We start from the raw sequence: 11,805 nt of genomic DNA on the forward strand, positions 1-11,805 counted from the left end.
CGGCAGGACATTGAGGCGTCGGCCGCCATCGAGACGGTCGCGACCACGGGAGGGACATCATGTCCGCTTTCTCCGACGCCCGCCGTCTCCGCCGCATCGCGGCGGGGCTCAGCCTGATCGGCTTCGGCACGCTGCTGGTAGCCCAAGACCCACTCGACCCGACCGGCGGAACCGGTTTCTACGGCGCCGCGGTCGGCCGGCCGGGACTGATGACCGCCTCGGCGCTGACGCTGCTGGCATCGGCGGTGCTCACCGTGCCCGCGATCGGCGGCATCGTCCACCAGGCTCGCGACCGCGGCTCACTGCTCGCCCACCTGGGAGGACTGTGCACCCTGCTCGGCGCGCTGGGACACATGGGACTCGCCACGGTGTACCTCGTCATGCGGTCACTGGCCGGCGGCGATCCGGCACAGATGCGGGCCTTCGAGGACAGGCTCAACGCCGACCCGGCGCTCGTGATCTTCTTCGTCCTGCTGACCAGCTTCGGCATCGGCATAGCGCTGCTGGCCTGGGCGGCCTGGCGAGCCGGGCTGATCGGCTGGTGGGCCCCGGCGCTGATCACCGCCGTCGTGATCGTACACAACGTGTTACCCGATGACCCGCCGGCCGCGGTGGAGCTCGCCGCGCTCGGCGCGATCGCGGTGGTGTTCGGCCGGCTGGGCGTACGCACCCTCAGGCTGTCCGACACCGACTGGGACGTCACCGCCATGCCCGCACCACGACCGGCCGCGGCGGCCCCCACTGTCACCTGAACGTCCGAAGCCTGAGCGCCTTGGGCGAGGGGGGCTCCCCGGGACGGTGGCAACCGGGCACCCCTGGTTTCGGCCTCCGGCAAGGACATCGCGGAACCCGCTAATCTGCTGCTCGCGTGTCATCAGGACCGAGCGCTGGGCAGGGAGGGCGATGACACAGGGAACCCCGCTGGATTGGCCCGAGGCGGAAGATCGTCTCCCACCGGACTCGTGGGGGCGCGGACCTGCCCGTCAGTCGTTGCTGCCGTGGTCGTTCGTCGGCCTGATCGCGCTGCTGGTGGCGGGCCGGTTCCTGCTGGCGCCCCACCTCACGGCTCCGGCGCTGCAGACGTGGGCCACCATCTTCGTGGCAGTGTGTGTGCAGGCGCTGCCGTTCCTGGTGTTCGGGGTGGCGTTGTCGGCGGCCATCACCGCGTTCGTGCCCGCCTCGTTCTGGACCAGGGCCCTGCCGCGTCAGACCTACGCGGCGGTGCCGGTGGCCGGGGTGGCGGGCGCGGTGCTGCCCGGGTGCGAATGCGCCTCGGTGCCGGTGGCCTCGGGGCTGATGGCGCGTGGTGTGGCGCCCGCCGCGGCGCTGGCGTTCCTGCTCGCCTCGCCGGCGATCAACCCGGTTGTGCTGGTGGCCACGGCGGTGGCCTTTCCCGGCGACCCGGCGATGGTGGTCGCGCGGTTCGGCGCCTCGCTGGCCGTGGCCGTGCTGGCCGGCTGGATCTGGGCGCGGTTCGGGCGCACCGAGTGGCTGCCGGTGCCCCGCCGTACCACGGCGCCCGGGCCTGGCAAATGGGGCGCGTTCGTGGACGCGATGTGCCACGACCTGCTGCATACCGGCGGGTTCCTGGTCATCGGCGGGCTGACCGCGGCGACGCTCAACGTGGTGGTCCCCCGCTCGTGGCTCACCTCCGTGGCCGGGATTCCGGTGGTGTCCGTGCTGGTGCTGGCGCTGCTGGCGGTGCTGTTGTCGATCTGCTCGGAGGCCGACGCGTTCGTGGCCGCCTCCCTGACCGCCTTCTCGCCCACGGCCAAGCTCGCCTTCCTGGTGGTGGGGCCGATGGTCGACCTGAAACTGATCGCGTTGCAGGCGGGTACGTTCGGGCGGCCCTTCACCTGGCGCTTCGTGCCCCTCACGCTGACGCTGGCGATCGGCGTCAGCTTCGTCACCGGATGGGTGCTGCTGTGAAACGCCAGACGCAGAGCCTGATGCTGCTGATCCTCGGCGGGGCGCTGCTGAACATCTCCGCCTTCTCCACCACGTACGTCAACTACGTCAAACCGGGTTTCCGGCCGTTACTCGTCGGAGCCGGGGTGGTGCTGGCGACCCTCGCCCTGGTGTCCCTGGTCAGGCAGTGGCGCGGGCAGGCTGATGGGCACGACCACGGTCACGACCACGGGCCACGGGTGGCGTGGCTGCTGGCCGTGCCGGTGTTCGCCATCGTGCTGATCGCACCTCCCGCGCTGGGCTCGTTCGCGGCAGGCGGCGAGGACGACGCGCCCGCGCCGCGCCCGCCCGCCCCCGCGGCCTTTCGTGAGCTCTCCGACGGCGCGCCCCGGCTGGCGCTCGGCGAGTTCATCGGGCGCGCCTACGACCCCGCCGGCACGTCGCTCGCGGGCCGGCAGGTCAAGCTGACCGGCTTCGTGGTGCCGTCGAAGAAGAAGAATCTCTGGTACGTCACCAGGATGCAGATGAGTTGCTGCGCCGCCGACGCCCTCGCCTTGAAGGTGGCGGTCCGGGGCGTACCGGCTCCGAGGGAGAACTCCTGGGTACAGGTCACCGGCTCATGGATCCCGTGGAAGGGCAAGATCCCCAACGGCTACGTGATCCCTGACATGACCGCCACCGACGTAGTGAAGATCGATCAACCGGCGGAGCCGTACGAATAGCCAAATTGCCCGCCGGATTATGGCAACTCGGTGGGGTTCTCGGCCGCGTGATCGCTGGTTACACTCCGGTCGGTACCGAGCCGCCCCGCCGGGCGGCTCATACGGCTTGTCACCCACCGGGGAGGGTTCAGTGATCTCTCCGGTGTGCCTCGACGCGGGGTGACCTGATGCCTCCTTGGCGGCGTGGTGAGTCCATGCAGCCTCGATGAGGAGGATCTTGTGTTATCCAGTCCCCGCTTATCCCGTGCGCGGCGGCTCGCGTCGGTGGTCATCGGCCTGAGCATGGTGGCGGTGATGAGCCCGGCAGCGGCGCGGGCCACCCCCACACCCTCTCCCGCGAACGGGAAGTGGCAGGCCACCCCCATCACCGGCGCCCAGCTCGTCGAGGGCGCCAAGTCCCCGACGGGCAAGCTCGCCAAGAGTGACCAGGCGCTGTTGCGGACCACTTCGCCGGCGCCGATCAACATCATGGTCAAGCTGGACTACGACTCGCTCGCCGCCTATCGGGGCGGGCTGCCCGGTCTGCCGGGCACCAGTCCCGCCGTCACCGGCAAGGCCCTCGACACCAGGAGTGCCGAGGTCAAGAAGTACGGCCAGCACATCGAGAGCGTGGAGAAGGCGTTCCTGGACCAGCTGGCCGGCAAGGTTCCGGGGGCCGTGGTAGGCCAGCGGGTCAGGACCGTCTATGGCGGCATCGCGCTCCGGATCCCGGGCAACAAGGCGGCCGAGGTGTTGAAGCTGCCCGGCGCGGTCGCCGTACAGGAGGACAAGCCGCAGCAGCTCCTCACTGACTCCAGCCCGGAGTTCATCGGCGCCAACACCATCTACAACCAGCTCGGGGGCAGCAACTCCTCGGGCAAGGGCGTGATCGTGGGCGTGCTGGACTCCGGCGCCTGGCCCGAGCACCCCCAGTTCGCCGCCCCGACCGGCCTGCCCGCGGCGGGTCCGACCAAGGACGGCACGCCCCGGGTCTGCGACTTCGGCGACAACCCGCTGACCCCGGCCAACGATCCCTTCACCTGCAACAACAAGCTGATCGGCGGACAACCGTTCCTGGAGACCTACAACGCGGTCTTCGGTGGCGAGGTCTACCCGGACAGCGCCCGTGACTCCAACGGGCACGGCACCCACACCGCCACCACGTCGGCCGGCGGCCCGGTGGCCGACGCGAACCCGATGGGGATCAGCCGCGGCCCGATCCACGGCATCGCGCCCGCCGCCGAAGTCTCGGTCTACAAGGTGTGCGGCGCGGAGGGCTGCTTCCCGTCCGACTCGGCGCAGGCGGTGGCACGCGCCATTCTGGACGGCGTCCGGGTCATCAACTTCTCGATCTCCGGTGGCTCCGACCCCTACAGCGACCCGGTCGAGCTGGCCTTCCTCGACGCGTACGCGGCGGGCGTGCTGGTCTCGGCGTCGGCGGGCAACTCGGGGCCCGACGCCAACACCACCGACCACCGCAGCCCGTGGGTGACCACGGTGGCCGCGTCCACGCAGACCAGAACGTTCCAGTCCACGATCACGCTGTCCGGCGGTGGCGCGACGGCCACGATCAAGGGCGCGTCCGTCACCTCCGGGCTCGCCTCGCCGCTGCCGGTGGTGCTGGCGTCCGCTCCGCCGTACTCCAACTCCTTGTGTGACACCCCGGCACCTGCCGGGATCTTCACCGGGAAGATCGTCGCCTGCGAGCGCGGCCCGAACCGGGTGCTGAAGAGCTTCAACGTCAAGCAGGGCGGCGCGGCGGGGATGATCCTCTACAACGCCTTCCCGTTCGACGTCTTCACCGACGCCCACTGGGTCCCGTCGGTGCACGTCAACAAGCCCGAGACCGACGTACTCATGAGCTTCCTGTCCGCGCATCCGGGCGCGACGGCGTCGTTCACCCAGGGAGTCAAGGCCAGCTGGCAAGGCGACGTGATGACCTACTTCTCCTCGCGCGGTCCCGGCGGGGACTTCCTCAAGCCCGACGTCACCGGGCCCGGCCTGCACATCCTGGCGGGCATGACCCCGACTCCCGAGTCACCGCTCGAAGGGCCGCCCGGCAACCTGTACCAGGTCATCCAGGGCACGTCCATGTCGGCGCCGCACGTGACCGGCTCGGCCGCGCTCGTGTTCGCCCTGCACCCGACCTGGACACCGGGACAGGTGAAGTCGGCCCTGGAGACCACGGCCAAGACCGCGGTCACCAAGCAGGACCGCGTCACCCCCGCGGACCCGTTCGACATGGGCGGCGGGCGCATCGACCTGACCAAGGCAGGTGACCCCGGACTGACCCTGGACGAGAGCGCGGCCAACTTCATCGCCTCGGCCACCGACCCGCTCAACCGGATCGACCTCAACCTGCCCTCGGTGAACGCGCCGACCATGCCCGGCCTCATCACCGCCAAGCGCACGGTCACGAACACCACCAGCAAGTCGCTCACCTTCTCCGCCTCGGCCACGACCGTCAGCGGCGCCAACATCACGGTGCTGCCGGCGCGCTTCACCGTCGCACCGGGCAAGAGCACGAAGCTGACGGTGGTCATCACCGCGCCGGATTTGCCCGATGGGCAGTACTTCGGCCAGGTGAACCTCAAGCAGGTCGGCGGCTCGCGGGCGCTGCACCTGCCGGTGGCCTTCTTCCGTCAGGAAGGCATCGTGCCGGTCGACCAGACCTGCGCGCCGGCCACCATCCCGAGGAACACCGGTGAGTCCACCTGCACGGTCACTGTGCAGAACAACAGCCTGTCCAGCACCGAGGTGACCGCGCTGAGCACACTCGACGCACGCCTGCGGCTGAACAGCGTGACCGGGGCCACCAAGATCGGCACCCAGATCGCGACAGCCAAGGCGACACTGGCCGGCCGCCAGCCCGACAAGCCGACCATCGCGCCGGGTGCGGGTCCTGCCGGATATCTTCCGTTGGACGCCTTCGGCATCACACCGACGCCGATCGGGGACGAGCAGGCGCTGAACTTCACGGTGCCCGCCTTCACCTTCGCCGGTAAGACCTACACCAGGATCGGCGTGGTCTCCAACGGCTACAGCGTGGCCGGCGGCACCAACGGCGCCGACGACATCGCCTTCCTCCCGCAGACGCTGCCCGACCCGGCGCGGCCGAACGCCGTGCTCGCCTCCTACTGGACCGACCTCGACGGCACCGGCGCCCCCGGCGTCTTCGCCGGGACGCTGACCGACGGCGTCAGCCGCTGGCTGGTGCTGGAATGGCGGGTCCACACCTTCGGCACGAGCAGCCTCAAGGTGTTCCAGCAGTGGATCGGGCTCAACGGCGTGGAGGACATCAGCTACGCCTACGACCCGGCCAACCTGCCGGGCGACGCCCCCGCGGGCGCGGGACTGACCGTGGGCGCGGAGAACGATGAGGGTACGGCGGGCGACCAGATCTCCGGGCCGCCCACCCAGGACCTCGTGGTCACGAGCACACCCGGCGCGCCCGGCGGTGCCCTGACCTACTCGATGAAGATCAAGGGGGTCAGCCCGGGCGTCGGCAACGTGACGACGGCCACCTCGACCCCGCAGGTCAAGGGGGTCACCGTCGAAGTGGACAAGATCACCGTCCAGTGATCCGGTAGCGCCGCGGGCGGCTCGCCCGCCCGCGGCGTCACCGCCCGACGCGTCACCGCCCGACGCGTCACCGTCTGCGGAGTCACCGTCCGATGATCATATCGGTCATATCGGGCGGCGAACGGCCGCGGATCCGCTCAGGACGCCTGCCTCAGACGGGTCTGGCCTCAAGGAGGCTCGCTCCCGCGCCCAGCTCGACGACCTCCGCCAGCTCCAGGCCGGCCTGCTCGAACAGCGTCGCGTACTCCTCCCGGCTACGCTCGAGGCCGCCGTTGAAGATGGCCAGCATGCGCAGGTCGAGATCCTTGCCCAGATGCGGCGCCTCGTCGTCGGGCAGTGCCACCTCCAGCACCAGCACCCGGCCGCCGGGGTTCATCGCGTGGCGGACATTGCGCAGAATCCGTAGGGCGTCGCCGTCGTCCCAGTTGTGCAGGATGCTCGCCAGCAGATAGGCGTCCGCGCCCGCCGGAACCGAGGCGAAGAAGTCGCCGGCCACGACCTCGTACCGATCGGCCAGGCCCTCGGTGGCCAGCAGGTCCCTGGCCCGGGCCGCCACCTGGTCGAGATCGAAGAGGATGCCGCGCATGCCCGGATTGGCGTGCAGGACCGTGGCCATAATGTGGCCACTGCCCCCGGCGACGTCCACCATGGTCTCAACGCCCGCGAAGTCGTACCGCTTGACCAGGCCATCCGTGAACGTGATCGCCCTGGTAGCCATGTAGTCGTCGAATATGCGGCCCGCGTCAGGATTTTTCGCCAGATGCTCGTACAACTTCCCGTACTTCGCGACGAATGCTGAGCTGCCCTGGCGCACCGTGTCCGGCAGCTTGCCCATCGCGTACCAGAAGCCTTCCTCGCCCAGCGCGCGGATCGAGGAGCGGATCGAGCCGGGGACGTCGGAGCGGAGCGTGGTGCCCGTGTCGGTCAGGCCGTAGCCGTCGGCGCCGGCTGTGCGGACGACCCCCATGCTCGCCAGCTCACGCAGGACCCGGCGGAGCGAGGGGGCGTGCGCCCCGCACCTCTTGGCCAGTTCCTCGCTGTCGAGCGGCCCATCCGCCAAGTGGTCGGCTACGCCCAGCTCCGCCATGGTCAGCAAAGCCGCGAATCGCGAAATGTCGGAAACAGATTTCCAGAGGAGGCTGTCGGAGTGTGGCATTTGTCCCTTCCAAAAGGTTCCAGGAGGTTCCAAGAGAGGTCATGGCGTCTGGGTGGCCTGCCTGTGCCAGACCAGCACCCGGCGCTCCGCCACCACGAAAAGCGCGTTCACGATGAAGCCGAGCATCCCCAGCAGCGCGATCGTCGCCCACACCGCGGGTGTGTCGAAGCTGCGCTGTGCTGTCAGCAGCTGGTAGCCGATGCCGTCCGTGCTGCCGAACACCTCAGAGATCACCATGAGGATCAGCGCCAGCGACAGGCTCAGCCGCAGGCCCGCGAAGATCTTGGGTGAGGCGGCGGGGATGACGATCCGGCCCAGGCGCTGCGCCCTCGACAGCCCGAAGACGGTGGCGGTCTCGGTGTAGGTCCGGTCCACCGACCTGGCCCCGTCCATCGAGTTGAGCAGCACCGGCCAGATCACCCCGGACACGATCACAGCGAGCTGTATCCGCAGGCCCGCCTGGAACAACACGATGAACAACGGCAGCAGCAACGGCGGCGGAATGGCGCGGCCGAACTCGATCAGCACGCTCACGTAGTCGGTCGCCACCCGCGAGCGCCCCAGGAGCACTCCCAGCACCACTCCGATGAGCGAGGCCAGGATCCACCCGGAGAACATGCGTCCCAGGCTGGGCAGGATGTTGGCCAACGCGTCATCTGTGAGGAAAAGTCGTGCGGCCGGGCCGGAGAACCACAGCTCGTACATGCGGGAGACGATCGTTGTGGGCGGCGGGAAGTCCGTGTCCTCGAGCCGCCGCGCGACGAGCTCCCAGAAGACGATGACGACGAGGATTACCCAGGACCTGGCGAGCGACTTCACGACACCGCCCCCGTCCGCACCAGGCGCCAGCGGAACAGGCGGCGCTCCGCCGCCTGCAACGCCACGTTGGCCAGCAGGCCGAACGCGCCGGCCCAGAACGTGGCCGCCATGATGAGGTCGGTCCTGTTCCCGCTTCCCGCCTGGACCACGAAGACCCCCAAGCCCGCGACGCCTCCGGCGAGCAGCTCGGCGCTGACGGCGATGATCAGCGCGATCCCGGCGGCGATCCGGATGCCGGTGGCGACGAAGGGTGCGGCACTGGGCAGGCTCACCCTGCCGAGCACGGACAGCCTGCCGAATCCGAAGCTGCGCAGGGACTCCTTGGCCAGCGGGTCGACGTCGTGCATGCCGTACAACGTGTTGATCAGTATCGGCCAGACCGACGCGTAGACGATGACGGAGACCTTCATCAGCTCGTCCTCCGGGATCAGCAGGATCGCCAGCGGAATGATCGCGACAGAGGGGATGGGCCGCAGGAACTCCAGCAGCGGCCGGAGGGCGCGCTCCATCGGGGTCAGCGCGCCGAGCAGGACGCCCGCCGGGACGGCCACCGCCACCGCGACCAGCAGGCCGAGCGCCCAGTTCGTGAGCGTCGTGAGCGCTCCCATCAGGAAGTCTCGGTCGGCCAGGAGGAGCACCGCCTCGTACAGGATGGCCGAGGGCGGCGGGAAGACCAGGTCGGGGCTCAGCCCGAACCGGATGATCAGCTCTCCGACAACAAGAAAGCCCGCGGCGCCCACGACGCCGCGGAGCAGTCGTGCACGGGTCATCCGCTCGACGGTGCCGCGATGATCGACTTCACGTCGAAAGGACTGGTGAGGTACTTGTAGTCGAGCATGAGATCGGCCACCTTTTGCAGTCGGGTGGCGCTCAACGCGTTCGGATAGGTGCCCAAGGTGATGACCGAAGCGGTCTTCGCGTCGATCTTCGTGTACTTGGGCAGCATCGCTTCGATCTCCTTGCGGTTACTCGATGCGAGGTCCTGCGCCTTGGCGATCGCCCGTTGGAAGGCGGCCAGCGTCTTCGGGTTATTCTGCGCCCACCCGTCGGTGGCCATCCAGCCCGCGATCGGCAGGTCCTCGGTCTCGCCCGTCATGGTGTCGGCCAGCTTGCGGAAGCCCAGCTTGCTCTGATTGGCGGTGATGAACGGCTCGGTGATCCAGCAGGCGTCACCCTGCCCGCTGGTAATCGCATTGCCCATGTCGGGGAACGGCTTCTCGGCGAACTTGACGTCGTTCTCGGTGAGTCCCGCCACCTTCAGTTGCGTAGTCACAGCCAGCGTGGCGATGTTCCGGAGATTGTTGACCAGGACGGTCTTTCCCTTGAGGTCAGCGACCGTTTTGATCGGTGAATCCTTCGGAACCATGATGTTGAAGGTGTTCGGGCCGGCCTGGTACGCGTCCGCGACCAGTTTGAGCTTCTCACCCTTGCTGGCGGCCAGGAACGTCGAGGCGTAGTTGGTCTGAGAGATGTCCAGTGCACCGCTCTTAACCTGGGGGATGGCCGCCGCGCCGCCGGTAATGGTGACCGGCTGGACCGTCAGGCCCTCCTCCTTGAAGAAGCCCTTGTCGTTGGCGATGTATAGCGACACAGCGTCGGGAATCGGCAGCGCGCCGACCTTGATGGTGGTCTTCTCTAAGCCCTTGCTGTTGGCTGACGCGCCAGGAGAGTCGCTGTTCCCACCACAGGCGGTAAGGGTGAGAGCGACTGCGGCGCCGAGAAGAAGGGCGCGACAGCGCAGTGTGCGGGTCATCGGGGGGGTCTCCTACCAGGGGAAGCAGCGTCTGGCGATCCGACATCGGGAACGCCGAGCGTGAAGCGTAGCGGAGGGAAGATCAAACCTGAAGCGCTATGCCACGTATATCCGAATTTTTCAATGAAACACAATATATGTGGAGATAGAGGCCCAATGTACCCAGAGTACCGTTTACTGCCGTATGACCAGATTGGCATGATTTCCTGATATATGCACTGTAATTTAAAACCTACTTAAACCATCAACAAAAAAATCCTCGCGTTGGACCGGTTGAAACTTCCGAGGAGTTGGCTAATCGCTGAAGTTCGTGATCCAATTGGCCGCCAACTTGCCTGCAATCACTCGGCAGTGTGACCAATTCCCTGCAGCAGGCCACGCGAGAGGTTGCCACTAGTGAGGACAACGACGACCAAACACGGTCGCGTCGGGGCCCCCGCTCTGCCGGGACATTCAGTAGCGAATTCGATGTCAGCCGAGCCGGTGCCCGCCCGCGGCAGCGCAATGGCCCTGAGCAATTGGCGGGTGCGGACCCGCCTCATTTCTCTGATTGCCATTCCCACCCTGGTTGCCGTTATGCTGGGTGGGTTACGCGTCGCCACCTCGATCAGCAGCGCACAGCAGTATCAGCACATCAGCAACGTGAGTTCCCTCGTCGCGCAACTCGGCGAGCTGTCCCGCGAGATGGCCCTCGAGCGTGACCTCTCGGCGCAGTTCGTCGCCTCCAACAGGGCATCGGCCGAGAAGGAGCAGCTCGCGGCCCAGCAGGGCATCGTGAACGCCAGCGTGGTGCGCACGAACGCGGCCGCCGCGACGGCCGAGGACTCGCTGTCCGATCTCGGCCGCAAGAAGCTGGCCACCATACGCACCAGGCTGACCCAGCTCGCCTCGCTACGCGCCACTGTGGCCGGCACGCAGCTGCCGCCGCTCCCGACGATGGAGAAGTATTCCGAGGCCATCGCCGACATGCTGCAGCTCTACGACGAGGTCACACAGGGCTCGACAGACGAGCAGCTCATCTCCACGACCGCGGCCCTGCGAGCCATCGCCCGCTATGAGGAGGAGACCTCCAAACTGCGGGGTCTGCTGATGATCGCGCTGGTCAGGGGGTCGTTCGAAGAACCCGAGTACAAGGCGTTCCTCGACGCCCGCTCCAGGCGTGAGAGCGAACGCACCTCCTTCCGCACCGTGGCCACCCTCGCCCAGCGGCAGTTCTACGACAACACGGTCGCCAGCGTGAAGGTCGGGCGGGGCGAGTTCTACATGAACAGGGCCGTGTTCCTCACCAACACGGGCCTGTCCCTGCGGCGGCTCGACACCTCGACGACCGACGACGTCGCCCGCTGGGTCGAGTCCATCAGCGACACCGTCGACAGCGCGCACACCGTGCAGAAGGCGATGTCGCAGCAGGTCGCCACCATCAGCGCCGACGTGCAGGGCAACGACCAGTACGTGGCCGGGCTCAACATCGCCCTCGTCATCACCCTGATCATCCTGGTCCTCGCCGTCACCGCCGTCATGGCCCGCTCACTCGTCCGGCCGCTCAGGCGGTTGCGCGGAGACGCGCTCAAGGTCGCCGGCCAAACACTGCCTGAGCTCGTGCGGCAGCTCCGCACCAGCGAGGTCAGCGCGGACGATGTACAGGTGCCGCCAATCGCCATCTCGTCGACGGACGAAATCGGGGAGGTGGCGCGGGCGTTCGACGAGGTACACCGGGAAGCCGTCCGGCTGGCCGGTGAGGAGTCCCGACTCCGAAGCAACGTCAACGCGATGTTCGTCAACCTGTCCCGTAGAAGCCAGACGCTGGTCGAGCGGCAGATCACCCTCATCGACGGGCTGGAGCAGGGCGAGCAGGACGAGAGCCGGTTGGCGAACCTGTTCAAGCT

General features: G+C 68.0%; 9 protein-coding genes. 5 read left to right on the forward strand and 4 right to left on the reverse strand.

What is annotated here, in order from left to right:
- Positions 1–59 precede the first annotated feature (59 nt).
- From AB0L53_RS24175 to AB0L53_RS24190, 4 genes are all read left to right on the forward strand, one after another.
- Positions 60–752, forward strand: coding sequence for a hypothetical protein (locus tag AB0L53_RS24175; protein ID WP_363997722.1), 693 nt, complete (start codon positions 60–62; stop codon positions 750–752).
- A 151-nt stretch (positions 753–903) separates the two neighbouring features.
- Positions 904–1,929 carry a permease gene (locus tag AB0L53_RS24180; protein WP_358425791.1) on the forward strand — a complete coding sequence of 342 codons (1,026 nt, stop codon included), beginning with the start codon at positions 904–906 and terminating at the stop codon, positions 1,927–1,929.
- Complete coding sequence (locus AB0L53_RS24185) at positions 1,926–2,630, forward strand: TIGR03943 family protein (RefSeq protein WP_358425789.1); 705 nt, start codon at positions 1,926–1,928, stop codon at positions 2,628–2,630. Before AB0L53_RS24180 ends, AB0L53_RS24185 begins: the two co-directional genes overlap by 4 nt.
- Positions 2,631–2,849: 219 nt before the next feature.
- The gene (locus tag AB0L53_RS24190; RefSeq protein ID WP_363997727.1) at positions 2,850–6,191 is read left to right on the forward strand and encodes a S8 family serine peptidase; all 3,342 of its coding nucleotides are present in this window, start codon (positions 2,850–2,852) and stop codon (positions 6,189–6,191) included.
- 151 nt (positions 6,192–6,342) lie between these two features.
- On the opposite strand, the gene AB0L53_RS24195 is transcribed toward AB0L53_RS24190, so the two are convergent.
- From AB0L53_RS24195 to AB0L53_RS24210, 4 genes are all read right to left on the reverse strand, one after another.
- Entirely contained in the window at positions 6,343–7,287 is a 945-nt protein-coding gene (locus AB0L53_RS24195) for a methyltransferase (RefSeq protein WP_363997730.1), read from the reverse strand.
- 99 nt (positions 7,288–7,386) lie between these two features.
- Positions 7,387–8,166: an ABC transporter permease gene (locus tag AB0L53_RS24200; protein ID WP_363997733.1), complete on the reverse strand. Its 780-nt coding sequence runs from the start codon at positions 8,164–8,166 to the stop codon at positions 7,387–7,389.
- Entirely contained in the window at positions 8,163–8,936 is a 774-nt protein-coding gene (locus tag AB0L53_RS24205) for an ABC transporter permease subunit (RefSeq protein WP_363997736.1), read from the reverse strand. The genes AB0L53_RS24200 and AB0L53_RS24205 overlap by 4 nt, the downstream gene beginning before the upstream one ends.
- Positions 8,933–9,919 carry an ABC transporter substrate-binding protein gene (locus AB0L53_RS24210; RefSeq protein ID WP_363997739.1) on the reverse strand — a complete coding sequence of 329 codons (987 nt, stop codon included), beginning with the start codon at positions 9,917–9,919 and terminating at the stop codon, positions 8,933–8,935. The genes AB0L53_RS24205 and AB0L53_RS24210 overlap by 4 nt, the downstream gene beginning before the upstream one ends.
- Positions 9,920–10,495: 576 nt before the next feature.
- On the opposite strand from AB0L53_RS24210, the gene AB0L53_RS24215 reads away from it, so the two are divergent.
- The coding region (locus AB0L53_RS24215) for a nitrate- and nitrite sensing domain-containing protein (RefSeq protein WP_363997742.1) at positions 10,496–11,805 on the forward strand (1,310 nt) is incomplete at its 3' end.

The sequence above is a fragment of the Nonomuraea sp. NPDC052129 genome, assembly GCF_040680095.1.
Lineage (GTDB): Bacteria > Actinomycetota > Actinomycetes > Streptosporangiales > Streptosporangiaceae > Nonomuraea.